Annotated in this window: 25 protein-coding genes; 10 read left to right on the top strand and 15 right to left on the bottom strand. The window is 61.4% G+C overall.

From position 1 onward, the window contains the following. From KBY75_RS03800 to KBY75_RS03815, 4 genes are all read right to left on the bottom strand, one after another. A partial coding sequence (locus KBY75_RS03800) for a helix-turn-helix domain-containing protein (protein ID WP_255023027.1) occupies positions 1-231 on the bottom strand: 231 nt, incomplete at its 3' end. Positions 232-328: 97 nt separating this feature from the next. Continuing rightward, on the bottom strand, positions 329-733 hold the full coding sequence (locus KBY75_RS03805; protein WP_255023028.1) for a transposase: 405 nt from the start codon (positions 731-733) through the stop codon (positions 329-331). A 671-nt stretch (positions 734-1404) separates the two neighbouring features. Beyond that, entirely contained in the window at positions 1405-2055 is a 651-nt protein-coding gene (locus tag KBY75_RS03810) for an SGNH/GDSL hydrolase family protein (protein WP_255023029.1), read from the bottom strand. Between the two features lie 235 nt (positions 2056-2290). Further along, on the bottom strand, positions 2291-3826 hold the full coding sequence (locus KBY75_RS03815) for an NAD(P)/FAD-dependent oxidoreductase (protein WP_255023030.1): 1536 nt from the start codon (positions 3824-3826) through the stop codon (positions 2291-2293). Positions 3827-3944: 118 nt separating this feature from the next. Here KBY75_RS03815 and KBY75_RS03820 point away from each other — a divergent pair, with 118 nt between their 5' ends. Next, positions 3945-5630 carry a protein adenylyltransferase SelO family protein gene (locus KBY75_RS03820; protein WP_255023031.1) on the top strand — a complete coding sequence of 562 codons (1686 nt, stop codon included), beginning with the start codon at positions 3945-3947 and terminating at the stop codon, positions 5628-5630. Here KBY75_RS03820 and KBY75_RS03825 read toward each other — a convergent pair. Together KBY75_RS03825 and KBY75_RS03830 are read right to left on the bottom strand one after the other, a co-directional pair. After that, positions 5612-6283, bottom strand: coding sequence for a L,D-transpeptidase (locus KBY75_RS03825; RefSeq protein WP_255023032.1), 672 nt, complete (start codon positions 6281-6283; stop codon positions 5612-5614). The two genes, KBY75_RS03820 and KBY75_RS03825, sit on opposite strands and share 19 nt — an antisense overlap. A 19-nt stretch (positions 6284-6302) precedes the next feature. Next, positions 6303-6722 (bottom strand): nuclear transport factor 2 family protein, encoded by a 420-nt coding sequence (locus KBY75_RS03830; protein ID WP_255023124.1) that lies wholly within the window; start codon positions 6720-6722, stop codon positions 6303-6305. Positions 6723-7001: 279 nt separating this feature from the next. Between KBY75_RS03830 and KBY75_RS03835 the strand changes: the two genes are divergently transcribed. Next, positions 7002-7703, top strand: a complete 702-nt coding sequence (locus KBY75_RS03835) for a glycosyltransferase (protein WP_255023033.1) — start codon at positions 7002-7004, stop codon at positions 7701-7703. Positions 7704-7716: 13 nt separating this feature from the next. Then, on the top strand, positions 7717-9171 hold the full coding sequence (locus tag KBY75_RS03840) for a glycosyl hydrolase family 57 (RefSeq protein WP_255023034.1): 1455 nt from the start codon (positions 7717-7719) through the stop codon (positions 9169-9171). A gap of 6 nt (positions 9172-9177) precedes the next feature. Here the strand turns inward: KBY75_RS03840 and KBY75_RS03845 are convergent, their stop codons facing one another. The 5 genes from KBY75_RS03845 to KBY75_RS03865 all read right to left on the bottom strand — a co-directional run bounded on the left by KBY75_RS03845 (position 9178) and on the right by KBY75_RS03865 (position 14056). Next, positions 9178-9843, bottom strand: coding sequence for an SDR family oxidoreductase (locus KBY75_RS03845; RefSeq protein ID WP_254936736.1), 666 nt, complete (start codon positions 9841-9843; stop codon positions 9178-9180). Between the two features lie 45 nt (positions 9844-9888). Continuing rightward, positions 9889-10698, bottom strand: coding sequence for a prohibitin family protein (locus tag KBY75_RS03850; protein ID WP_255023035.1), 810 nt, complete (start codon positions 10696-10698; stop codon positions 9889-9891). Between the two features lie 26 nt (positions 10699-10724). Next, on the bottom strand, positions 10725-11804 hold the full coding sequence (locus tag KBY75_RS03855; RefSeq protein WP_255023036.1) for an alanine/ornithine racemase family PLP-dependent enzyme: 1080 nt from the start codon (positions 11802-11804) through the stop codon (positions 10725-10727). After that, positions 11801-12883, bottom strand: coding sequence for a DUF1611 domain-containing protein (locus KBY75_RS03860; RefSeq protein ID WP_255023037.1), 1083 nt, complete (start codon positions 12881-12883; stop codon positions 11801-11803). Before KBY75_RS03860 ends, KBY75_RS03855 begins: the two co-directional genes overlap by 4 nt. Before the next feature lie 153 nt (positions 12884-13036). Continuing rightward, positions 13037-14056, bottom strand: coding sequence for a GGDEF domain-containing protein (locus tag KBY75_RS03865; RefSeq protein WP_255023038.1), 1020 nt, complete (start codon positions 14054-14056; stop codon positions 13037-13039). 94 nt (positions 14057-14150) lie between these two features. Between KBY75_RS03865 and KBY75_RS03870 the strand changes: the two genes are divergently transcribed. Beyond that, complete coding sequence (locus tag KBY75_RS03870; RefSeq protein ID WP_254929196.1) at positions 14151-14471, top strand: 4a-hydroxytetrahydrobiopterin dehydratase; 321 nt, start codon at positions 14151-14153, stop codon at positions 14469-14471. Here KBY75_RS03870 and KBY75_RS03875 read toward each other — a convergent pair. Next, the gene (locus KBY75_RS03875; protein ID WP_255023039.1) at positions 14468-15319 is read right to left on the bottom strand and encodes a galactose mutarotase; all 852 of its coding nucleotides are present in this window, start codon (positions 15317-15319) and stop codon (positions 14468-14470) included. The two genes, KBY75_RS03870 and KBY75_RS03875, sit on opposite strands and share 4 nt — an antisense overlap. A gap of 200 nt (positions 15320-15519) precedes the next feature. Between KBY75_RS03875 and KBY75_RS03880 the strand changes: the two genes are divergently transcribed. Both KBY75_RS03880 and KBY75_RS03885 read left to right on the top strand, forming a co-directional pair. Then, on the top strand, positions 15520-15642 hold the full coding sequence (locus tag KBY75_RS03880; RefSeq protein WP_255023040.1) for a hypothetical protein: 123 nt from the start codon (positions 15520-15522) through the stop codon (positions 15640-15642). 77 nt (positions 15643-15719) lie between these two features. Further along, entirely contained in the window at positions 15720-15923 is a 204-nt protein-coding gene (locus tag KBY75_RS03885; protein WP_254941626.1) for a hypothetical protein, read from the top strand. Between the two features lie 3 nt (positions 15924-15926). Here KBY75_RS03885 and KBY75_RS03890 read toward each other — a convergent pair whose 3' ends face one another. Next, positions 15927-16082, bottom strand: coding sequence for a hypothetical protein (locus tag KBY75_RS03890; RefSeq protein WP_255023041.1), 156 nt, complete (start codon positions 16080-16082; stop codon positions 15927-15929). A gap of 333 nt (positions 16083-16415) precedes the next feature. Here KBY75_RS03890 and KBY75_RS03895 point away from each other — a divergent pair, with 333 nt between their 5' ends. Continuing rightward, on the top strand, positions 16416-17522 hold the full coding sequence (locus KBY75_RS03895) for a DUF4912 domain-containing protein (protein WP_255023042.1): 1107 nt from the start codon (positions 16416-16418) through the stop codon (positions 17520-17522). On the opposite strand, the gene leuS is transcribed toward KBY75_RS03895, so the two are convergent. Next, positions 17519-20158 carry a leucine--tRNA ligase gene (gene leuS, locus KBY75_RS03900; RefSeq protein ID WP_396097920.1) on the bottom strand — a complete coding sequence of 880 codons (2640 nt, stop codon included), beginning with the start codon at positions 20156-20158 and terminating at the stop codon, positions 17519-17521. The genes KBY75_RS03895 and leuS overlap by 4 nt on opposite strands. Before the next feature lie 58 nt (positions 20159-20216). Then, positions 20217-20456, bottom strand: coding sequence for an Hfq-related RNA-binding protein (locus tag KBY75_RS03905; RefSeq protein ID WP_254936745.1), 240 nt, complete (start codon positions 20454-20456; stop codon positions 20217-20219). A 32-nt stretch (positions 20457-20488) separates the two neighbouring features. Between KBY75_RS03905 and dapF the strand changes: the two genes are divergently transcribed. From dapF to KBY75_RS03920, 3 genes are read left to right on the top strand one after another with little or no spacing between them, the layout of a single operon-like run. Then, complete coding sequence (gene dapF, locus KBY75_RS03910; protein ID WP_255023126.1) at positions 20489-21601, top strand: diaminopimelate epimerase; 1113 nt, start codon at positions 20489-20491, stop codon at positions 21599-21601. Then, entirely contained in the window at positions 21602-22786 is a 1185-nt protein-coding gene (locus tag KBY75_RS03915) for an aminotransferase class V-fold PLP-dependent enzyme (RefSeq protein WP_255023043.1), read from the top strand. Continuing rightward, a complete protein-coding gene (locus tag KBY75_RS03920; RefSeq protein WP_254936748.1) occupies positions 22786-23478 on the top strand; it encodes a DUF1995 family protein in 693 nt (230 codons plus the stop codon). The genes KBY75_RS03915 and KBY75_RS03920 overlap by 1 nt, the downstream gene beginning before the upstream one ends. The last annotated feature ends 3 nt before the right edge of the window (positions 23479-23481 follow it).

A 23481-nucleotide genomic window follows, 5' to 3' on the forward strand; every position in this document is an offset into this window, starting at 1 on the left:
CCAGTCGCACTGACCATCGAGAACGCCGTTCCGCCGGGGTTTGCCGTAGGCCTCCCAGCCTCCCTGCCGCCGGTACTTACGGACGGTTTCAGGCGAGCAGCCCAGCTCCTTGGCGATCCGCCTGCGGACCCACCCAGCTGCGGAGAGGCCAAGGATCATCTGGACATCCTCTGGTGTTTCCAACGCCGCATCCCGGGAGCTCTGCTCCAGAGGTGACAGCACCCTGGTCATGGCGCTGGGCCTGGTCAGTGGCTCGCAGAGGGGGGCCAGATTTCGTGTCGCATCTGGACCAGTTTTCGCTGTCGCCTGACATCGGAGAAGCCTTCGGCTAGAGCTGTTTGATTTCTCGCTGGTCCTGCTGATGGCGTCGGTCTAGATCCTTCTGCTCTGTCAAGGTGAGCACTAGATTTTCATTGGCATCCTGGGATGCCTGGCGCCACCGTTCCACCTGCTCCGGATACAAACCCCGTTCACGGCAATAGGCGCTGAGTTCGGTGGCGTTCAGTCCAGCTGTTTCCAAGACCACCGTGAACTTGTCGGTGGCACCCCAGCCCTCAGGATCCTTCTCGGATGCAGGCACCACCTCTCCTTGCAGACGCCAGGTCTTCCTCCAGTTGTAGAGCGTGACCACGTGAATGCCCAGCTCTGCTGAGATCTGGGCCACGCTCTGCCTGTGCGGCGGACTCATCCGCCTCCTTACGTCAGCTTTGACGGCCTCGCTGTAGCGACGCATTGCTCTGCTCCATCAAGCCCCCTGGTGGAAAAAGTGGTCGAGATGGAGAGGCGTCATCTTTCCTGGCAGAGGGGGTGGAGAAATGCTCCCGGCAGGGTGCCGACCACTTGAAAGCCATTTCGCTGCCAGCAGTGCCCATACCGCTGGCCAGTCGGCCGGGTTGTAGGGGCGGATTTGCAGGGGGCGATCGGGAAGTTGTCAGAGATATGAACGTTGCTCTGTTGATTGTCACCCCAACAGGAAGGCGCCCCGTGGAGGGCGCCTGCTCACCCAAGGTTTGCCGGTCGGGTGTCTGTTGTTTCACGCATCACCTGTCTGGAGCCTGGCTGGAAAGGAATAGGAATCACGTTTGGGAGGAGACATGCTCGGGGCTTGACCTTCTCAGTTGTGATCCAGACCCGGGTTATGCAGCCCGGTGAGGTAAGGGCGGGAAATAAAACTGGCGTATCGCTCTCTGCTGTTACGGGATGACGCTCGAGCTGCCTCATCGCGTTCACTCTGATGAAACATTCGTACCTCCGTTGCGTACACCGGCTCAGGTTGGCTCCCTATTCTCCCCTCAACTTATAAGTACGTCGCTTTTCAAGCGGTGGCGGGTTTTGGGAGTACCTGTTCCCGTATTCCCGGTCCCACAGTCAGCGCAAGAATTCGCAGGTCTCCCCATTGCCATATCAGGCTGCATCACCTATTAAATCCTTCACTACCGGCACAAGTGCTAAGGCCAATTTGCGATGTCCATGGGCATCCAAGTGAATCCCATCTCCTGCTACGGCAACTACCTGATTACTGTCGATAAAGCTGCAGTCATATTGGGCGCATGACTGCTCGTATTGAGCAGGCAGCTCAGCGGAACGAGTTATTGCATCCTTGAAATGATGGGTCATGAGCTCGGACATATTTCCAAACCTTGGTGGCGCGATCACTAAAATCTTTGGTGCACCCTTGCTGAAGCTGGTGGTGCTATTGGTTGCTATCTGCAAGAGTGTACTAATGCCCCTTGCTGATTCGTGAGCCGATGCATTTAGGTGGTGCTTTAAATCATTAGTGCCAAGCATTATTATTAACAGATCAAGCGGCGCATGGCTTTCGAGAACGGCCAGTATTGTGGTGCGAGCATTTCGACCGTCTCGATACGGTTCATCGAAAACAGTAGACCTCCCATTGAGACCCTCTTCAATAACGTAATACGACTCTCCTAGCGATTCTTGCAGAACTCCGGGCCATCGTTCCCTGCGCAGAAGGCGACCTGCAGTGAGGGGTACATATCCCCAAGTATTCGAGTCGCCAAAACAGAGTACCGATTTTTCTCTTGTCACAATCATTCCAAGTCGTGGCCTGACGATCGCTTAGACGCATCCGCATCAATTGGCAGCGATAGCTTCACAAACGACAAAGTTGCAGGCTTCTGGCTGAGCCTATCCCGGGGACTGCAGCCGCAATGGCACCACCTTCACGGGGTTGGCCCCTCCACCAGCTCCTAGATCATCACCAAGGCAGAGGGAGTTGGGCCCGAGGTAATAGGTGCCCACCACGGGGTAGTCAGTAAGTAGTCAGGCTTCAGCGCACCAGCTCCAGCTCCTCCAGCAAGCGCCGTTGGGCCGCAGCGGGCACAAAGCGGTGGGCCGCCATGGCTCCGCTCACGGCTACAGGCGGCACGCCAATTCCAGGGAATACGCCCGCACCACAGAGCGCCAAGCCTTTGATCGGGGTGCCGCCGCCGGGGAAGGCTCCGCGGTTGGCGGGCCAGGCGGGGCCATAGCTGCCCTGGTGCACCCGCAGAAAATCGCGATGGCTCAGGGGGGTTCCCTGCAGCTCAAGCACCACGCGCTCGCGCCAATCGGGCACCAGTTGATCGAAAACGCCATGGAACACATCGCAACGCTCGCGGCGCAGCTGCTCATAGGCGGGGCTGCCCCGCTCCAGATCCTTCCAGAGCTCCCAGGGTTCGTTGGCTGGCGTGTAGCCGTGCAACACCTGGTGGCCCGGCGGCGCCAGGGAGGGATCCAGCCGCGAAGGCATCGATAGAACCACCATATTGCGCTCAGCCCTGATGCCCCGCTGCCAATCCCCCACCCACACATGGTGGATCGGCAGCTCGGCCAGGCCCTGATCTTTGAAAGCCTGGTGCCAGTGCAGAAAACTGGGACAAGCCGGCGCAGCCAGAAGCTTCTGGCGCCAGCGCTCCGGGGCACTGCCCTTACCCAGCAGGGCGGCCGTATCCCATGGGCTGGCATTACTAATAACTCCGTGGCGGGCGTGCAGCCGTTCGCCGCTGACCAGGCGCACCCCCGTGGCTCGCCCCCCCGACAGTTCGATTTCAGCAACAGCCGCGCCCGTGCGCAGCTCGCCCCCATGGCGGCGGATGCCCCGCACCAATGCGTCCACCACGGCGGGGCTGCCCCCTAATGGGTAGTCCAACCCTGCATCGGGCTCAAACCACTCGCCAAACAGGGTGGCCATGGCGGCGGCACTGGTCTGATCAGGCTCCAGGCCGGAGATTAAAAAACACAGCATCTCCACCCAATGGAGCAGAAAGGGATCGCGCAGATGGCGGCGGGCAATAGGCCCAAAAGCTCCGCCCAGCGCTGCCAGCTTGCCCGCCTGGCCGATTAGTTCCCAACCCTGGCTGCCAAGAGTGGTGAGAACGCCAGCGCCGGGGCGCAGGGCCAACAGCGGCAGCGATCCGGCGGCTCGGCAAAACGGGGGCATTGCCACCAAAAAGTCCTGCCATTCAGTGGCAACCGCTGGCCCCCGCAGGCTGCGGAGCACCTCCAAAAATGGATCCAAACCCACGCCAATCCGAAGATTGCCCTCGGGCAACAGCAGGCCCCACTCCGAGTAGTGCACCACCGGCACGCTTTCACCCACGGCCCGCAGCACCTGGGCCAGGGGGTTGGCACTAGGCCAGCGACCCAGCCCGCTCCAAAGCGATGGGCCAGACTCGAAGTGGAAGGGTCCCCGTCGAAAACCATGGGCGGCGCCGCCGGGCTGGCTGTGGGCCTCCAGCACCTGCACCTCTAGCCCGTGACGCGAGGCGATGGCGGCGGCACAAAGGCCCCCCAGGCCACTGCCGATCACGATTAGATCCGGCATCGCCCCTCTCGCTCGCGGCAGCAAAGCAATCGACCTTAGTAAGTGGAGATAGGCCCTCGGGCTTAAGCCTCCATCCCTAGCCTCGATTGATACCTCTCGGCGAGAACCCGCGAGCACCGTGACCACTACACCGATCACATCCTTCGCTGAGTTCGCGCAACGGGCTGATTATTCGCTGCTGGAGGGCTTGCAGCCAGATCCCCAGGCCACGCTGGATGGCCACGATCACCGGCCCCGCCAGGTTTTTTCAGGCCATTACGTGCCGGTCACACCCACGCCCCTGCCCGTGCCCGCCTACCTGGCGCACAGCTCCGCCCTGTTCCAGGTGCTGGGCCTGAACGACGCCCTGGCCCACGATGAGGCCTTCCTGCGGCTGTTTTCCGGCGACATCAGCGTGGCGCGGCAGCCGATGCGCCCCTACGGCTGGGCCACCGGCTATGCCCTCTCGATCTACGGCGCTGAATACATCCAGCAGTGTCCGTTTGGCACCGGCAACGGCTATGGCGATGGTCGGGCCATTTCCGTGTTTGAAGGCGTGTTCAATGGCCAGCGCTGGGAGCTGCAGCTCAAGGGCGGCGGCCCCACGCCCTACTGCCGCGGCGCCGATGGTCGGGCTGTGTTGCGCTCCAGCGTGCGCGAATTTCTGGTCCAGGAGTTCATGCACGCCCTGGGGGTTCCCACCTCCCGCTCCTTGACCCTCTATGGGTCTGGCGCTGAAACCGTTCGCCGGCCCTGGTACACCCCGGGTTCCCGGTCCTTTGATCCCGACGTGCTGGTCGATAACCCAGCGGCGATCACAACCCGAGTGGCGCCATCGTTTCTGCGGGTGGGCCAGCTGGAGCTGTTTGCCCGCCGCGTTCGCCGCCAGGCCCATCCGGAGGCGCTGAACGAGCTGCGCCTGATCGTGGCCCATCTGATTGAGCGCAATTACCGGCCGGAGATCGATCCGAGGCTGGCGTTCAGCGACCAGGTGCTGGAGCTGGCGCGCTTGTTTCGCACGCGGCTCATCGCCCTTGTGGCCCACTGGATGCGGGTGGGCTACTGCCAGGGCAATTTCAACAGCGACAACTGCGCCGCCGGTGGTTACACCCTCGACTACGGCCCGTTTGGTTTCTGTGAACGCTTCGATCCCGGCTTCCAGCCCTGGACCGGTGGCGGCGAGCACTTCAGCTTCTTCAACCAACCGCTGGCGGCCGGAGCTAATTACCAGATGTTCTGGTCGGCCCTGCGGCCGCTGCTGTCTGACAACAGCGAGGCCCTGGCGCAGCTGGATTCCATCCGCGACGGCTTTGCCGGCGCGATGAACCAGGAGCTCGAGGCGATGTGGGCCCGCAAACTGGGCCTGGCCGCCCCTGATGCCGCCCTGGTGAACGAGCTGCTGGAGCTGATGCTGCGCTCCCAGGCCGATTACACGATCTTCTTCCGGAAGTTGTCGGAGCTTCCTGCCACCACCCCCGAGCACCTCTCAGCCCTCAAGCAGAGCTTTTATGAGCCGTGTTCGGAAGGCCTCGATGCGGCATGGAGCGGCTGGCTGGAGCGTTGGCGTGCCCAGATTGGCGACCTGCTCGAGACATCAGCTGCGATGAAACGCTGCAACCCAGCCATCACCTGGCGCGAGTGGTTGGTTGCGCCCGCTTATCAACAGGCGGAGCAGGGTGACACCAGCCTGATCCAGGAGCTGCAGGCCGTATTCAGCCATCCCTACGAGGAACCTTCCCTAGAGCTGGCGGCAACCTACGACCGCCTCAAGCCCAGGGAGTTCTTCAACGCCGGTGGGGTGTCGCACTACAGCTGTTCGTCGTGAACACACTTGCCGCCAGTGGCGTTGATCACCACCTGATCGCCAAGCTTCACGGCCGAGAGCAGGAGCTTCAAATCTGGTCCGGCCACGTTCACGCAGCCGCCGGTCACCTTCTGGCCGATGCGGTTGTCGTTGTTGCTGCCGTGAATGGCGAAGCTGTACCAGCGAAATTTGCCGTCATAGGTGTTGAAAGCGAAGGGCTGCTTGACGCTGTCCACCGGCTCCAGGCTCACGTAGCCGCTGCCGTATTCGCCGCTTTCGCCATCGCCGTCGAAGTCGATGGCGTTCATGTTGCCAAAAAGCATTTTGCGCAGCTCGGCCTCGCTCTTGCCTGACTTGGCGATCAGGGCGGGATCCATCACAAAGGTGTTGCCGCTGAGGATGGCATTCACCCGGAAGCGGCCCAGGGGTGTGTAGCCCTCCTCGAAGCGGCTGCCGGCGCAGGTGATGCCGTTGCGGCCGAAGCCCACCTTAAAAATGGTGCGGTCCTCGCCCCGTGGCAACACCCCGAAGCTCCTGGAGGGATCCTTTGGGTCGAGCTCGATTCGGATGGGACCAGTAACGCCGGCCGGTCCTGGTTTGGGGTGCTTGTTGGTGCCGCAGCCGAACAGCCCCGTAGCCAGAGCGAGCAGAGCGAGTGTGGAGAAAGGGCGCATCACGGTTCCTGCTGCTGCCTCAGCCCACAAAGCGCTTGTAAAGCCAGCGCACAAAGCCACCGAGCACAGGCACCGGCCCGAAGGTGGGGCCCACGAAGTCGAAATAGTCGCGGTGGTCGCAGATCTTGCCCTCGCTGTTGAGCAGCAGCCGGGAGGTGCCTGGATACACAAACTCAATGCCCTTGATCTTCAGACCCATCTCCCACTCCACAAAGGCCGAATTGGCTTCAATCGCGATCGCGCCGGGGGTGAGGTAGGTGTCGTCACAGCGCTTCAGCAGGCCCTCCTGGGCTTTGATGTAAGCCGAAATGCCATCTCGCTCCTGGGTGGGATCGCTGAAGTGCACGTCCTCGGCGTAAAGCTGCCGCCATTGCGCTTCGCTTGGGCCGGGGGCGCCGTAGGGCTTGTTGAACAAGGCGCGCAGCTGGGCAGTGTCCACCGCGGGTAGATCAAGGGCTGAACCCAGGATGCCGCAGGCTCCGTGGTGAGCAAAGTCCCAGGGCGACATCCGTGCTGAGGGCCATTGCGCTCATGTTTTTTGAAAATTTGATTTGATCAGTTTCATGCTCAAATCTTTCGGATTTTGCCTATTTGGGCAGTGAGCAACGGTCTTAGTGTCTCCAGAGTCGACTAGGATGGATGGGCTCGCAATAATTCAACTAATTTGACGACCGTTAGCGTCATTACTCCGACCAGGCTTTTGCCCGATCGATTGTCTATGCTGAGCAACCTAAATCGCAGTCTGGCTGATAATAGCTGCAATATCGAACATGTGATTGTCGTTGATGGCAACGACCTCGAAGCCCTGCCTGCCGAGCTTGCAGCCAACGCCACTGTGATTGCTTCTGCCCGGCCGATTGGTCAGGCGGCTGCTCGCAATCTTGGCCTGCTTGTTGCTGGGGGGGAGTGGATCACCAGCGCCGACGACGACGACTGGCTTTACCCCCATTCCATCGACAAGCGCCTGGCCGCAATTAATGGCCAGGCAGGGGCCCTGTGGGCGGCCGGTTATTGCACTGACGATCTCAAAAATGATCCTGCAATTGTGGCCGCTGGGCCATGTCTGGCAGGTGATGTTTGGCGAGCCTGGCCATCCCCCCATGACAGCATTCCCCTGGGGCCAACCACCCTGCTTGTGCAGGCCGCCCTGCTCAAGCGAGTCGGTGGCTGGATGGGCCTGCCACAAGGTGAAGATGTAGGCATGATGATCGCGGTTACAAGTAGTGCTGCAGGCGTACTAATTTCTGATTATGTCTATCACATACGCCTCCATGTTGGTCAGATGACAAAATCGGCGTGGTTTGATGATTTGGAGCTTTTATCGCGTAGATCTGCTTGGGAGCGCGGTCAAACCATCCTTTCGCAGCAACTTGCAAGTTCCTCAGTGCCGCTGATTCGCCAGCGCATTGCCACGCTTTGACTATCTCAAACCTGTGAGCAACCCTTCCCTGCCGCCGATCGCTGGCCGCGAAGCTGAAATCCTCGCCCTGGTGCAGCAGCAGCAGCAGCCGGTATTTCTGCCCACCACCAATCTGGAGTTGGAGCAGCTTCGTTCAGGCTTCGCCTGTGCCCTGCACATGCACCAGCCCACGATTCCAGCCGGTGCCAATGGAGAGCTGATCTCCCACCTCCAATACATGGTTGAGCATCCCGGAGAGGGGGACAACCACAACGCTGAAGCCTTCGCCCATTGCTATCGGCGTTTGGCTGACATCATCCCCCAGTTGATTGCTGAGGGCGCCAATCCGCGGATCATGCTGGATTTCTCCGGCAATTTGCTGTGGGGATTCCAGCAGATGGGTCGCCAAGACATCCTCGAGGCGTTGCAGCGGCTGGCCTGTGATCATGCCCTTCAACCCCATGTGGAGTGGCTCGGCACCTTTTGGAGCCATGCCGTGGCCCCCTCCACGCCAATCCCCGATCTCAAGCTGCAGATCCTGGCCTGGCAGCATCACTTTGCGGCGATGTTTGGTGATGCTGCCTTGCAGCGGGTGAAGGGGTTCTCGCCACCGGAGATGCATCTGCCCAACCACCCAGACACGCTTTACGAATTCATCAAGGCCCTGCGGGAGTGCGGCTACCGCTGGCTGCTTGTGCAGGAGCACAGCGTTGAGAATCCCGATGGTTCCGCCCTCAGCCAGGAGCAGAAACTGGTGCCCAACCAATTGGTGGCACGCAGCTCCAGTGGTGAGGTGGCGTCAATCACGGCGCTGATCAAAACGCAGGGCTCCGACACCAAGCTGGTGGGTCAGATGCAGCCCTATTACGAAGCCCTGGGGCGTGGCCCCATACTGCTTGGCGGCGTGTCTGTGCCGGCCCTCGTCTCCCAGATCGCCGATGGCGAGAACGGTGGCGTGATGATGAACGAATTCCCCCAGGCCTTCATCCAGGCTCATCAGCGCATCGCCGCCGAGGGTGGTGGCGCTGGCACGGTGGCGATTAATGGCAGCGAATATCTCGAGATGCTTGAGGCCGCCGGTGTGTCTGCCGGCGACTATCCGCCGATTCAGGCGGTGCAGCAACACAAGCTTTGGCAGCAGCTGGGCGACTCACCCAGCGCTGCAAATGTGGAGGTGGCCATCGCCGAGCTCCAGGCCCGTGATTCCTCCTTCTCGATGGCCGGTGCCTCCTGGACCAACAACCTCAGCTGGGTAGAGGGCTACTCCAACGTGTTGGAGCCGATGACCAGCCTCAGCGTTGCCTTTCACCAGCATTTCGATCCCCTGGTGGCGGCCGATCCCTCAGTTACCCATACTCAGTCCTACCAGCAAGCGCTGCTGCATTTGCTGCTGCTGGAAACCAGCTGCTTTCGCTACTGGGGCCAGGGGGTCTGGACCGACTACGCCAGCGAGATTCACCGGCGCGGCGTCGTCAGCCTGGGTGCTTGAGCGGCATTACCAAGGCAGCAGCGTGCCGTTGGCGTGCCAGAAGCCACCGCTGGTTGCCAGGCTGAGAGCATCAATCCGGGCCAGCAGGCCCCGCACCGCCTCCTCGGGGCTGATGCCCTGGGGGTTGAAGTTGACCATGCGGGTGCTCACCAGCCCCGGGTGCAGCAGTGCCACGGCGATGCCGCGGGGTCGCAGGTCGATCGCCAGGGATCGCCCCGCCATGTTCAGCGCCACCTTTGACATCCGGTAGCCGTAGGAGGAGCCGGAGCTGTTGTCGTCAATCGAGCCCATGCGGCTGGTCATCAGCGCCAGTTTGGAACCGGGCTGCAGATTCGGCAGCAGGGCGGCCACGAGCAGCAGGGGCGCCATGGCATTCACCTCAAACTGGCGCCTGAGGCTGTCGCTGTCGAGATGCTCCAGGCGGTTGGTTTCAAGGATGCCGGCGTTGAGGATCACCCCGTCAAGCGGCTGGCCAGCTAGCCGTTGCTGCAGAGAATCAAGATCTGCTTCGGCGGTGAGCTCGATCCCCGCCTCGAGGCGCACCCCCAGCGCCTCCAGTTCCGGCGACGGCGTGCGGCAGACGGCGATCACCTGATCGCCGCGGCCCTGTAGTTGTCTGCAGTACTCGAGGCCGATGCCGCGGTTGCTGCCGGTAACGAGGAAAGTTGGCATTGCTGGCCTATGCAGTTGCTCAAGACTGACTGATATCAGCCAGCATCAGTGCCGTCCGTTGACGATCACCGAGTTGCCGCTCCCCCCAGCAGTACCCGGCAGGGCAGGCACCACGGAGGTCTGGCCATCCCACTTGTCGAGGAAGAGCTTGTAGAGCACCTGGTCATCGAGGCTTGAGTTGAGCGTTTCGTAGCGCTTGGCTTCCTGCTCGGCGATCAAGACCTCGGTTTGGGCGCGCAACAGCTGCTGTTCAGCAATCTGCTTCTGTTCAATCGCGGCGCGGTATTCCTCGGCGATTTGCAGACCAGTGAGATCGAGTCCCTGCACGCTCACGTAGTCAAACTTACGCAGCTCCTCCGCCACCTTCTCCTGCACCAGTTCCGAAATGGAGTTCCATTCGGTGGCGATAGTCACCAGCTCGTATTGCGAAAAGACTGATTTGAGTGCCTTCAGTAGCGATGGCTGGATCACGCGGGGATAGATCTGCTGGTCGTCGGTAGCGATCGTCTCGTAAATCCGCCCCGCTTCTGCGGGCTTCATGGCGTATTTCACTGTGGCAGTGGCCTGGATCACCTGGAGATCCTTAGTGAGAGTCGAAAACTGCTCTGGTCGCACCTGGGTGCGTACGTCAAATAGCGAAGTGTTCTGCACCAGGGGAGCCTTGATGTTGGCGCCTGGGCTGCGGGGGGTACCGGTGACCTTGCCCAGGGTTGTGACTACAGCCACGTTGCCGGCCGGCACGATGAACACGGTTTGGCTGAGCAGAATCGCGATGCCCACCAATACGGCCGCAATCAGGCTGAGGGTTGCTCCAGGACCATCGGGACTGCCAGCTGAGCGAAGGGGCGACTGCATGAACGGGTCTGTACCAATTGCGAACCCTAGGCAGGTCCTCCGATGAAGCAACGGCTCACAAATGGAGATGTCATCGACCGCAGCAGGGTGCTGTAGCTGATCTGGAAGCGCTGTTCATCGCCCGGCACTAACGCCTCTGCCGCTCCGCTCACCACCAAGTGGTCGCTGGATGCGCCCTCGATGCTGATCCCAGGGGCACTAAGACCGGCCGGGTCGGCATCCTGTTCGCCCAGGGCAAGTAGGGCTCGCATCGCCATGGCTTGGTCTGGTTGTTTTTGGGGAGCAACTGGCTCTTTGGCAAAACTGGTGCAGTGACGGGTTCCCCAGGCACGGCTTGGCTTGCGCTTGGACTCGATCACCTCTGCCACCAGGGTGATGGCATCTGTGTACAGCCCTGGTATGGCTGTGCGGGTGAGGGGCTCTCGCCCCAGCAGTAGGGCCTCGCCGAGTCGCAGGTGGTTGATGCGGCCCGGATCGCCGCCACCAGTCAGCCAGGGAAGATTGGCCGAATTACCTCCAGAGCACCACTCGAGCCTGATGCCAAAACGCCTTTCCAGGCCATCGATCAGACGCGATAGCTCGCCCATATTGGCTTCATCTGGTGCAACGCCGTTTTGACAGCCCAGATTGGTGCCGATGCCAACCAGCAGCAGGTTTGGCAGGGCCAGGGTTAGTAACACCATCGCCTCAAGATCTGCCGCGAGAATTCCCTCGCGCAGGTCCCCTAACTCCACCATCAGCAGCACTCCGTGGCGCACCCCCTGGCAATGGGCTGCAGCTGCCAAGGCCTTGAGCACCACCGCCTCGCTGTTGCAGCTAACCGCCGCATGGGCCACCACCCGATCCACCTGGCTGAGCATCGGTGAGCGAACCAGTAGCAGGGGCACGCCAAGCTCGCAACGGCTAAGCGATTCGATTGATTCGATTCGCGATTCACCGATGGAATGCACCCCTGCCGCCACCCAGGAGCGCACAATTTCTGGCAGTCCCAGGGTTGCCTTGCTGACCCCGGTCACCTTGATTCCTTGGCGGGCAAGCCGATTCACCATGGTGGTGGCGTTGTGCTGCAGGTGCTCGAGATGGATCTCAAGCCGCGGTGCGCTCAAAGCTTCCCGTCAGTTGATCCGCACAACTCGGGGAAAGCCCGCAGCACCATTGCCACCAGAGCAGAGGGTGCACGGCTCACCGCATCGGTGACAGGAATGGCGAGCTCGGCGGCATAGAGGGCGATTGCGGCACTTACCTCGGCGTCATCCATGCCCTCATGGTTCAGGGTTAGGCCGATTACCCGCGTTGGCGCGAAGGATTCGATCAGGCGAATTTCACTGGCAGGCGTGGGCATCGGCATAAACGGAAAGTCGCTGAGCTGCCGGCGTGCTGGCGCGTGCTGCAGCACCACCGCTTGGGGCTGGCTGCCCCGCAGGATGAAGCCGGAAGAGAGGTAGGCGGGATGGCTGAGGGCCCCTTGGCCTTCAATCACGATCACGGCAGGTTTTTCCGTGCAGTAGGCCTCCACCACTGCACCCTCCACCTCCCCTGAGCAAAACTGCGACGGAATTGCATCAAGAGGAATGCCATAGAGGCCCCCTTGAATTAATCCGGTTTGGCCCGTGCTCACCAAAACGGCGCGGATACCACTGGCGTTTAGGGCTTGAACCAGAAGCGTGGCCGTGGTGCGCTTACCGATAGCGCCATCGGTGCCGAGCACGGCGATTCGAATGCAGCGTGCCTTGGCGATCGAACCATTGAATAGGCGAAGATCCTTCAAAGAGGGTGGACGACGCACATCCCGGATTGACACTTGATGACGAATAGCCGCCAGCGCAAATTCACTGTCGTCATTAAGGAATTCGCGCATGCCGCTGACCAGATTCAGGCCTGCTGCCATGGCCAGCAGCAGCGCCCGACGATCCTCTTTGCCATACAGGCCATCTGCAGGCGCCATGCCATAGATGAAGGTGCTGGCGCGGGGCCCTGGCAAGGCAAGGGCCTGTTCTAGATCAGCCACGATGGGAATGCCGTTGCTGATGCCGTCTAGTAGCAGACCTGCATCATTCCCAGCTGATTGGCTGTCAATAATTGCCCTAATCTCGAAGGCTTCACAGAAGCGTACGAGTCCGTGGGCGGTTTTGCCGTCGAGCCCCGCGAAGTTTCCTTCGCAATAAACGACTGCAGCCGATTTCACCGCAACTTGATGCGATGAAATCGAAATGGTCAGGTCATTGACCTGTTTTAGAAATGCCAAATAAGCCAGGACCCATCATTTGCCCAGGCTTGAAACAAGTCTGAGGTGGTGATTTCAGGGCTCAGAATTGGCCGCTGGAGGGCGTGGATAAGTTCACCCTAGGACGCTTTCTGCTTCTAGGGGGTCAGCCAGTATTTCGGCGATCTGGTTTTGGCCATTGCCTTGCGCCAGACATAGGGCCCGTTCGGCGCGAAGCAGGGCATCGAGGGGCTGGCGATCGGCGGGGGCCAGCAGGGTCAGGCCGCCACTGGCCGTTAGCTGGTGGCCGCTGGCCGAAAAGGCTCCCCGCAGCTCGTTGATGCCAGCGCGGATGGCATCAGCCCGTTCCATGGCTGTGTCAGTGTCAACGTTCACCATCAGCAGGGCGAATTCATGGTCGCCGATTTGACCTACAAGGTCCTGCTCGCATTGCTGGGAGCGCAGCAGGGCGGCAACGTCCATAATCGCCCGATCCGAGGCCTGCAGACCCCAGCGGTTTTTGATCTGGTCGAAGTGGTCGAGCTGCAGGGCCAGCACGGCCAGGTTTTCGCCTGCCTGGCGTGCCCGCAGTAGCTCAGGCTCAGCTTGCTCCAGGAAGCTTGCTCGGTTTGCTAGGGCGCTGACCGGATTCACCGTGGTGAGTCGACGCAGTTCAAGTTCACGCAGCACCAGCTGGGCCAGATCCTCGAGCAGTCGCACCTGGCTGGAGCTGAAGTGGCGCGGCAACCTGTCGATCACGCACAGGGTGCCGAGGTTGTGGCCGTCGCGACTCTGCAGCGGTGTGCCTGCGTAGAAGCGCACCTTTGGGTCTTGAATAACCAGGGGATTGGTGCAGAAACGCGGATCCTGGCGGGCATCTGGCACCACCAGGGTTTCATCACCGGCAATGGCGTGGGCGCAAAAGGCCATCTTCCGCGGCGTTTCGGTGCTGTCTATGCCGTGGTGGGCAAGGAACCACTGGCGGTCGCCATCCACAAGCGAGATGAGCGCGATCGGGGTTTCCAGCACAGTCGAGGCGAGCCGCACCAGCCGCTCGAAATGCTCATCGCCTGGATGGTTAAGTACCCCCAAGCGCTCTAAATCCCTTTGGCGTTGGGATTCGTCCGCCGGAATCGGGTAATCGGGATACGGCATGGATCGATCCGATAATTCCAATCCTAGGAAGTCTTCGGCGCGCCAACCGGGCTTCGCTAGGGCCATGATTTAGTTGTTGCCAACAGCACTTCCCATGGCCCTGCACCTAGAAAGCTGTCTCCCCTGCCGCGATGGGGCGCCGCTCCTGGATGCGGCTGAACTAGCCGAATTGTTGACCCAGTTGCCCGGTTGGCTGGTTGTGGATGGACACCACTTGCAAAAGGCCTGGAGCTTCGCTGATTTTCAGCAGGCGCTCGATTGGCTCAACCGGGCTGGGGCGATCTGCGAAGCAGAGGGTCACCATGCCGAATTCAGCCTTGGCTGGGGTCACGCAAGCGCTGAGGTGTACACCCACAAGGTGGATGGCCTAACCAGAGCTGATGCGGTTTTGGCCGCCAAACTTGATGGGGCTTAGCAGGCGCTAACGGCGTAACGAGTCTGCAGCCGGCAGGTTTCGCTGGGACCAATCTCAAGTTTGCCATCGCCACTGATCAGAGCCTGGCGAGGTCCAGTCCAGGGCTCTAGGCAGACCATTGGACGGGGCGGTTCGGTCCAGAGCACCACCATGTTGAACGGGGCGCTGAGCTGCAGATCAAGGGCCAGGCCGGCATCCGGATCCAGCAAGCGGACGTCTCCACTGGGACGGACCAACAGGTCAATGCCGTCGTCCATTCGCTTGATTTGTTCTGCTGTGTCAGCGTCGGCCATTGATAGGTGGTTTAAGCAGCGCTCCGGTAGCCCCTCAAAGCGGGGAGATTTGAGGTTGCTGAGATTGAAGTAGGGGTGGAGGCCGAAGCTGAATGGCATCGGCTCCTGGCTGCGGTTGTGCACCGAGGTGTCGATCTCGAGGGCCCCTGGCACCAGGCGCAGCTCAAGCCTCAGCAGAAAGCTGAAGGGATAGCTCGTCAAGGTGTTCTCGCTGTCTTTGAGCTCCAGGGCGATGCCTTGGCCATCCTCGAGAGCGCTCAACTGCCATGGCAGCTGCCGGGCGAAGCCGTGCTGAGCCAGGGGAAAATTCCCCTGGGGTAGGGGCAAGGTGTTGTCAGGCAGGCCGCCGCAGATCGGGAAGAGGATGGGAATACCGCCCCGCACTGATTGGGCGGGGTCGAGGAAGCGTTCAAGATCGAGGTAGATCAGTTCCTTGCCGTTGCAGCGCCAGCCGGTCACCAGACCGCCGCGCTCAGGCACCACCCTCAGCAGATCCCCTGAGTCGCTGGCGAACTCCCAGTGGGGATATGGAGTGTCGCGGTGAACTAGGGCCACGGAGCTCGAGCGGGATTGGCCTATTTAGGCCTGCGGCCGGCCTCTAGGCGGGTGTTCCTTCACACAATCTTCCATTGAAAAAGATCAGAACCGGTCTCGATCCCCTGATCCATTCCATAGGGTCTTGCAAAACGCGAGTACCAGTTATGAATTGCCCAGAAGACAGCGGGCCAGGCCAGGAATTATTTGAGCCTCGCAGCTTGGAATGGCAGGAAAATGGCGAGTTGGCCAGCACCGAGATGTTCGAGCTGGTCAAGCGTCTGCGAGCTGTGGAATCAGGAAAAACCGTCAACGAGCTTTGGCGGCTCAGCCAGAAAGCCTGAGGCTGGTTTTCGCACCAACACTCCCCCTTGCCATCCCAGGCCTGCTTTGGTTGATTGCGGTGGTCGCAGTGCTTGCCATGCCTGATTCTTCTGCCATAGCGGAGTGGCGACATCGCGGCTGCAGTGTGCGCTTGATTAGCCGCTGTCCAGCTGCAGAGGCCTACCGCATTCAGCACTGCAGTGGCATGCCCATGGGATCGGTAGCCAGCCTTGAAGAGGCGCGCACTCTCATTGACGACCACATTCAATTACTAAGGCAGCGCCTTGTAGCCAGCGCTTAGTTTTCAAGGCAAAACCCCGACTAAGCCGCGGCGGCGCAATTCCTGCTGGAATTCATTACTGAGTGGATCAAGGCGCCATTGCCGCTGACTCCACTGCCACAGGGCCTGTAGCCGCCAGCCCAACCACAGCAGGCACAGCACCAGACCCAGCCAACGCATCGATTGGTCCACGGAGTGCACCTTGTTTAAGAACGGACCACCCTCCTAGCGAGGGGGCCGGCCATCCATTGACACAAGTCGCCAAGGGCCATGGCCTCCACCCTGCTTGGCGGATCGGTTGATTTGCTCCCCCTGACAGAGCTGGGTCTGGGGTAGCCCTGAGCGCCCGCTGGGGAGCGCCTGGAATCAGCTCTTACAGGCAATACCTGCTGGGGCCGCCTGCTCCCCGGGCGTGGCGATCTGCTGACACGGTTCCGGAAACAGGCCCGGAATCCCTGAAAATCAACCGAGTTTCTTCGGAAAGCAGCAGTCATGATTACGTCAGGTTTTCCGATGTCAGGTGATGACGACTCCAACGACCTGACCTTGCGTCAACTGCGCCAGATGGCGAGCAACCTCGGCATCGGTCGCTACAGCCGGATGCTGAAGGATCAGCTGTTGCGGGCTATTGAGCGCAGGTCAGACTCCCAGCCCGCACCTAGCCAGCCCGGAGGCGATGCGCCTGAGGGTGCGGGTCTGCGCAGCATTGAAGCTGAGATGAGCTCTGCTCCCCGGCCCGCCTCCGAAACGGCAGTTGTATTTCTGCCCAGGGATCCCCAGTGGGCCTACGTGTTTTGGGAGCTCTCCGACTCCGACCGCCGCCAGGCAATGGCCGACGGTGCCAGCCAGCTGGTACTCCGAGTTGTTGATGTGACCGGTCTCGGTGCTGGTGCTGCCCACCAGCACACCATGCAGGAAGTAGTGGTTAACAGCCATGCCACCGAGTGGTATCTGCCTGTTCCCCTCAGCGATAGGGACTACCGGGTTGAACTTGGCTACCGGCTTGCTGGTGGCGGTTGGCGTTCATTGGCCTTCTCCTCGGTGGCTCGGGTACCTGCCCTCCATCCCAGTGAGCAGATCCTTGATCAGTTTGTGCCCTTCTCCTTAGATGCCGCTGCTCCTGCTGCAGCTAGTGGTGCAGCCGTTATGCCGACTGCAGCTCCCGGTATTCACGAGCGCGTATATCAGGCTGCTACCACCACTTGGCGGGCCGTCGGCCGCGGATCCGAGGCTTTCCACGAGGTGGATGCCAATTCCGACCACAATCAGGGTCTGAATGCTTCCGGTGCCGGTCTTTGGGCCAGCGGCCGCAACGAGTCAGGTGCTGGTGGTGTGGCTACTCGTCAGCGGGCCTTCTGGCTAGTAGCCGACGCCGAATTGATTGTTTATGGCGCTACTGATCCGGCGGCAACCCTGCGGATTGGCGACGAAGTCGTGCCCCTTGGCGAAGACGGCACCTTCCGGCTTCAGGTTCCCTTCCGTGATGGACAGCAGTTGTACCCGATCACTGCAGTAGCAGCTGACGGCGAACAACGGCGCAACATCACTCTTGAATTCGTCCGCACAACCCCGGACGCCAATGTCAACACCTCTGAGGAAGCGGTGGCTGAGTGGTTCTAGGGCACCAGATTCACCAGCTTTCCAGGCACCACGATTACCCGGCTGGGGGGCTTGCCCTCCAGCCATTTTTGTGCGATTTCGCTGTTGAGTGCCAGCTGTTCAAGGGTTGCTTTATCAGCGTTGGCGGGCACCGCCAGGCTGCCTCGCATCTTGCCCTTGACCTGAATAACCAGGTCAATTGTTTCGCGCACTAGGGCTGCAGGGTCTGGCTGCGGCCAGCTCTGAGCGTGGATGCTGCAGTTTTCGTCTGGATTGGCGCCCAAACGCAGCCAAAGCTCCTCCGCCAGGTGGGGGGCAAATGGAGCCAACAGAACCAGCAAGGTGTGCAATGCCTCTTTAGCTACAGGTGCAGAGGCCGCCTCTAGATGTTCAGCCATCACATTGCTGAGCTTCATTAACTCAGAAATGGCGGTATTAAACTGATATTCACCGTCGAGGTCTTCGCTGATCTCGGCTATGGCCGTGTGCACTGCCCGGCGCAGCTCCAGCTCTGATGCCGTCAGGGTCGTGTTGGCAAACTGGGCCGCAGTTAGCTCAACTCCCCCCCCTACAGCTGACAGTTGCAAGTCCCGGGCGCAGGCTCCATCCACGAGCCGCCAAAGGCGCTGCAAAAAGCGGAACTGGCCTTCCACATCGGCGTCATCCCATTCCAGATCTTTTTCCGGTGGGGCCTTGAACAGGATGAACATCCTGGCCGTATCAGCGCCATACTTATCAATTACCTGGGCAGGATCGACGCCGTTGTACTTCGACTTCGACATTTTTTCGTAAAAAGTCTCTAGCACTTCGCCACTGATTGGATCACGGGGGTCGCTTGGATCGGCAACATCGCCCGGAGCGATGTATTTGCCGGAGTGGGGGTTCTTGTAGGTAATGCCCTGAACCATCCCCTGGGTAAGTAGGTGGGTGAAGGGTTCATCGAATCCCAGCAGGCCCCGGTCGCGCAGCACTTTGGTGAAGAAGCGGGCATAGAGAAGGTGGAGGATCGCGTGCTCGATGCCACCCACGTATTGATCAACCGGCAGCCAGCGGTCCACGGCCTCGCGAGTAAACGGAAGGTCCGTGTTGTGGGGATCGCTGTAGCGCAGGAAATACCAGCTGGAGCACATGAAGGTGTCCATGGTGTCGGTCTCACGCTTCGCCGCCTTGCCGCAGCAGGGGCAGTCCACGTTCACCCAGCTATCTAGTTGGGCGAGGGGCGATCCGCCTTTGCCCTCAAGGTTGGCCCCCACCGGCAGCTCCACCGGCAGCTGTTCGGCCGGTACGGGCACCACACCGCAGCTCTCGCAGTGGATCACCGGGATCGGACAGCCCCAGTAGCGCTGGCGGGAGATCAGCCAGTCGCGCAGACGGAACTGCACCTTGGCATTGCCCCAACCCTGACCAGCAGCGGCCTCGGTGATCGCCCTTTTGGCTTCACCGCTTGGTAAGCCATCGAAGCAACCGGAGTGGATCAAAACCCCGGCTTCTGTCCAGGCACCACCTTCGAAGGCGTGCTCGTCGCTGCCCTGGGGAATGATCACCTGCTGCACCGGCAATTCGTACTGCCGCGCGAATACAAAGTCGCGCTGGTCGTGGGCAGGGACCCCCATCACTGCGCCGGTGCCGTAGTCGGCGAGGACGTAGTCGGCGATCCAGAGGGGGATAAGGGCGCCATTGGCTGGGTTGCGCACCCGGGCACCGATCGGCACACCCCGTTTGGGTTTGTCGTCGGCCGTGCGCTCAAGTTCGCTCTGGCGGCTCACCAGATCACAGAAGGCCTGCACGTGGAGCTCCTGCTCGGCGGTGGTCAGCCCAGCTACCCGGGGGTGTTCGGGGGCCAGCACCAAGTAGCTGACGCCAAAGATGGTGTCTGGGCGAGTTGTGAACACCGTGATCTGTTCACCGGTGCCAGCACCAGATGAATCCACAACCTCAAAGTGCAGCTCGGCGCCCGTACTGCGGCCAATCCAGTTGGCCTGCATGGTGCGCACCCGCTCCGGCCAACCCTCGAGCTTGGTCAGATCGTCCAGCAGTTGGTCGGCGTAGGCGGTGATCTTGAGAAACCACTGGCGCAGCTTGCGTTTCTCTACCAGGGCTCCGGAGCGCCAGGAGCGGCCCTCGCCGTCCACCTGTTCATTGGCAAGCACCGTTTGGTCGATGGGATCCCAGTTGACGCTTGCGTCTTTCTGGTAAGCGAGACCAGCATCTAGAAATTGCAGAAATAACCACTGGGTCCAGCGGTAGTAGTCGCTATGGCAGGTAGCCAGCTCTCGATCCCAGTCGATGGAGAGGCCAAGCCGCTTCAGCTGCTCCCGCATCGAGGCGATGTTTTGATCGGTCCAGATGCCGGGTTCAATTCCCCGCTCGATGGCCGCATTTTCAGCTGGTAAACCAAAGGCATCCCAACCCATCGGATGCAGCACCTGCTTGCCACGTAAACGTTGGACCCGGGCGATCACATCGGTGATCACGTAATTGCGTACATGACCCATGTGCAGGTTCCCCGATGGATAGGGGAACATCGACAGGGCGTAATAGCTGTCGCCGCAGGATCCATCCAGCTTGGCTGGCGTGCGGTGCTGAGCCACGCTCTCCCAGCGCTGCTGCCAGCGCGATTCAAGGGCCTGAGGTTGGTAGCGGGGGGCGTCGCTCACGGCAGCCAGGCTGGATCAGGGCTTTGATCGTGCCATAGCCCAGTTGGATGCCTGCCGCTCAGCCGAGCGCACGGATCGTCGCCGCGGCCGCACGACTGATAAGGGTGAGGGGGCGGTTTTCGTCCTGCTTGAGCGCCAGGTAGTGGATGTCCTGCCAATGCAGGATTCCCTCAAGCTCCCCCACACCCAGCACCTGGACCGCCACAGGGGTTTTATGGCGAATCAGATCCTGCAAATGCCGAATGCTGGGTTGCGAGGTATCGAGGGCGGTGGTCCGCTTCTCGAAAAAGCTCTGCATAAGATCTAGCTGTGACTGCGCTCGCCCCCATCGTGCTCCAGTTCAGCAAATATCAAGGCCTGGGAAATGATTTCCTCATGCTTGATGGCAGGGGAGCCTCCAGCACTGATGCCAGCTACGGCCTCACCTCGGAACGGATCCAGCGTCTGTGTGACCGCCGCTTCGGCGTTGGCGCTGACGGGGTGATCCTGGCCCTGCCGCCCCGGCAGGGCGGTGAGTTGCGCATGCGGATCTTCAATGCCGATGGCACGGAGCCGGAGATGTGTGGCAATGGCATGCGCTGCCTGGCCCGCTTCCTGGCCGATAGCGATGGCGATCTTCCCGGGCGGCAATGGCAGATCGAAACCTTGGCGGGCCGCATCGTTCCAGAGCTGCTTCAGGACGGCAGCATTCGCGTCGACATGGGAGCCCCCTTTCTCGATCCTGAATCCATTCCGACCACCTTGCCTTGCGGCGATAACGGGCTGGCCCAGGGCAACTTGGAAGTCGCTGGCAACTCTTTTGCGGTCGGGGCGGCCGGTATGGGCAATCCCCACGTTGTAATCCCCGTTGACGACGTTGAGGCGGTGGATTTGGAGCGTTACGGCGCGGTATTCGAGGTTCACCCCGCATTTCCCGCCCGCACCAACGTTCATTTCGTTCAGGTAATCAGTCCCACTCACTTGGTGATGCGGGTTTGGGAGCGCGGAGCGGGCCCCACCTTGGCTTGCGGCACCGGCGCTTGCGCCACCCTCGTGGTGGCCCATCTGCTGGGGCTGGCTGAACGCTGCGCGCGCCTCGACCTCCCAGGTGGTCCCCTGGAAATCGATTGGGATGAAGCCAGTGGTCATGTGTTTATGGCGGGCCCCGCTGTGGCTGTTTTTGACGGCGTCGTGACTCCCGAGCTCTGGGGTGATGAGCCCTTCGAACTCGAGGCGGCCACCCCGGTGCAACAGCAACCACACGCTTCGCCTGCCATCGACTGCGCCAGCGTTTGCACCAATGGCTGCATCCGACCTGAAGCCTGCCCATCAGCCGAAGCGCGGGCCCGGGTTGATGCCCTGCTCAACAGCAGCTCCCTCGATGACCTAGTGGCCTTGGCGACCAATTCCCTTGAATCGCGGATTCGCTCTCGCTTTGAGCGGGATCCAGCCCAGGGAGGCTAGGTGGGTTATTCGGGCAGTCAGGTGCCAGCACTGGCTGGCTACTTCGACACCAGCGCCACCACTCCCATCGCTACTGAGGTGCTGGAGGCAATGGCTATTGCCCAGGCCACGGCCTGGGCTAACCCCTCAAGCCTCCATGCCCCTGGCCTTGCAGCAGCAGAGCAGCTTGAACGCTCGCGGCTGAGCCTGGCCGCTGGGCTTGGCTGCGAGCCAGATGAGCTGGTGGTGACCTCCGGTGGCACCGAGGCCATTCATCTGGCCCTGCTCGGTGCTGCTGCTGGCCTCAGCCCCGGCCGGCTGGTGATATCGGCGGTCGAGCATCCCGCCACGCTGGCGGCAGCTGCCCAACTGCAGCAGCGCGGCTGGAGCGTCCATACCGTGCCGGTAGATAGGCAGGGATTGCTTGATCTCGACGCCCTCGATGGCTTGCTGGTGCCTCCAACCCGTCTGGTCTCGGTGATCTGGGGGCAAAACGAGGTTGGCAGCCTCCAGCCGATTGAGGCGATCGGGGCACGCTGCCGGCGGGCGGGGGTGCTGCTGCATGTTGATGCGGTGCAGGTTCTGGGCCACCTGCCGAGCAGTTTTCGCCAGCTACCCATTGATTTTTTAAGTGGGGCAGCCCACAAGCTGCAGGGCCCCAGGGGGGTTGGGTTGCTGCTAGTGCGTCGTGGCCTCGCCCTCCAGGCCCAGCTTGGTGGTGGTGGCCAAGAGGGCGGCAGGCGAGGCGGCACCGAACCGGTGGTGCTGTTGAGCGGCTTCGCCAAGGCCCTGGAGCTCAGCTGTGCTACGCCCTCGCTGGCACCCCTGCGCGACTCCCTGCTGCAGCGGCTTTTGAGCCTTCCCGGGGTGCGGTTGAGCGGTCCGCCCCCGGGCGACTCCCGCTTGCCTCACCACCTAAGCCTGCTGGTGGCTAGCGAGGCTGGCCAGCCGCTTTCCGGCCGCAACCTGGTGCGTGAGCTCTCCCGCCAGGGCTTCGCCCTGAGCAGCGGTTCCGCCTGCAGCAGCTCTGGATCGGCTGCCAGCTCCGTGCTCCGGGCCCTGGGCTATGGCGAGGCCGACGCCGCAAGTGGCCTGCGCATCAGCCTCGGTCCCTGGCACCGCGCCGCCGATCTTGAGGCCCTGGTCCAGGCGTTGCAGATGGCGCTTGCGGCCTCGGTAGCGTCGGAGCATCCGTTGACGGCCTAATGCTCCCCCCCGATCTGCGCAGCGCCGAAGCTGAAGCACTGGCAGCGATTCAGAGCGCCTTGGCAGCTGGAGCCAAGGGGCTGTGGAGTGTCGAGCTTCGGTTTGAGGGTCTGCGATTACTCCCCTTGGCCCTGCGATTGCAGGCTGGTCTCAATTCCGCCGCACCCAGCCTGAGGCTGCTTTGTGCCGATGCCGGCGCCACCGCCCTTGCCCAGCGCGATGCCCCTGATTTCGCGACCCGAATTGCCAGCCTGCGCGATCAGATGCGCCTTCAGCAGGCTGATGGCGGCAGCGAGGGCGTGCTGCTGCTGGTGGCACCTTCCCCTGCCGACTACGAGGAGGTGGAGCAGGTATGCGCCCTGCACCGCGGTGTTGTCCTGCTGTTAAACGGCAACCTCGAGGATGCGGCCATCGGCATCGGCAGCGTGGCTCGGGAGCGCCGTAAGGGTTTTCTTGCCGGCTGGCAGAGCGCCTATGCCCTGATACCAACTGGCGATGGGGCCCTGCGTCGGGCCTGTCCGGGGATGTGGGAGCTGTATCGCTGCGATGCCGATGGCTATCGCTTTGTTTGCAATTTCGACCAGAAGCCAGACATGGAGCAACGGGCGTTAGCCATGGCGGGTGAAGCCGGCCTGGGGCTCGGCGCCAACCTCAAAGTGATGGACGCTTTCATTGAAGGCCTGCGCAACTAGCCC

Origin of the sequence: Cyanobium sp. T1G-Tous, from assembly GCF_024345455.1 — a bacterium.
GTDB lineage: Bacteria > Cyanobacteriota > Cyanobacteriia > PCC-6307 > Cyanobiaceae > Cyanobium_A.

Bases quoted from the DNA above. Each gene is read 5' to 3' on its own strand.
- KBY75_RS03905 (WP_254936745.1), bottom strand. From the start codon at position 20,456: ATGCAGAGCTTTTTCGAGAAGCGGACCACCGCCCTCGATACCTCGCAA.
- KBY75_RS03805 (WP_255023028.1), bottom strand. From the start codon at position 733: ATGCGTCGCTACAGCGAGGCCGTCAAAGCTGACGTAAGGAGGCGGATG.
- KBY75_RS03845 (WP_254936736.1), bottom strand. From the start codon at position 9,843: ATGCCAACTTTCCTCGTTACCGGCAGCAACCGCGGCATCGGCCTCGAG.
- KBY75_RS03890 (WP_255023041.1), bottom strand. From the start codon at position 16,082: ATGCGTTGGCTGGGTCTGGTGCTGTGCCTGCTGTGGTTGGGCTGGCGG.
- KBY75_RS03870 (WP_254929196.1), top strand. From the start codon at position 14,151: ATGGCCCTGCACCTAGAAAGCTGTCTCCCCTGCCGCGATGGGGCGCCG.
- KBY75_RS03810 (WP_255023029.1), bottom strand. From the start codon at position 2,055: ATGATTGTGACAAGAGAAAAATCGGTACTCTGTTTTGGCGACTCGAAT.
- KBY75_RS03825 (WP_255023032.1), bottom strand. From the start codon at position 6,283: ATGCGCCCTTTCTCCACACTCGCTCTGCTCGCTCTGGCTACGGGGCTG.
- KBY75_RS03865 (WP_255023038.1), bottom strand. From the start codon at position 14,056: ATGCCGTATCCCGATTACCCGATTCCGGCGGACGAATCCCAACGCCAA.
- KBY75_RS03920 (WP_254936748.1), top strand. From the start codon at position 22,786: ATGCTCCCCCCCGATCTGCGCAGCGCCGAAGCTGAAGCACTGGCAGCG.
- KBY75_RS03850 (WP_255023035.1), bottom strand. From the start codon at position 10,698: ATGCAGTCGCCCCTTCGCTCAGCTGGCAGTCCCGATGGTCCTGGAGCA.
- KBY75_RS03885 (WP_254941626.1), top strand. From the start codon at position 15,720: ATGCCTGATTCTTCTGCCATAGCGGAGTGGCGACATCGCGGCTGCAGT.
- KBY75_RS03835 (WP_255023033.1), top strand. From the start codon at position 7,002: ATGCTGAGCAACCTAAATCGCAGTCTGGCTGATAATAGCTGCAATATC.
- KBY75_RS03815 (WP_255023030.1), bottom strand. From the start codon at position 3,826: ATGCCGGATCTAATCGTGATCGGCAGTGGCCTGGGGGGCCTTTGTGCC.
- KBY75_RS03895 (WP_255023042.1), top strand. From the start codon at position 16,416: ATGTCAGGTGATGACGACTCCAACGACCTGACCTTGCGTCAACTGCGC.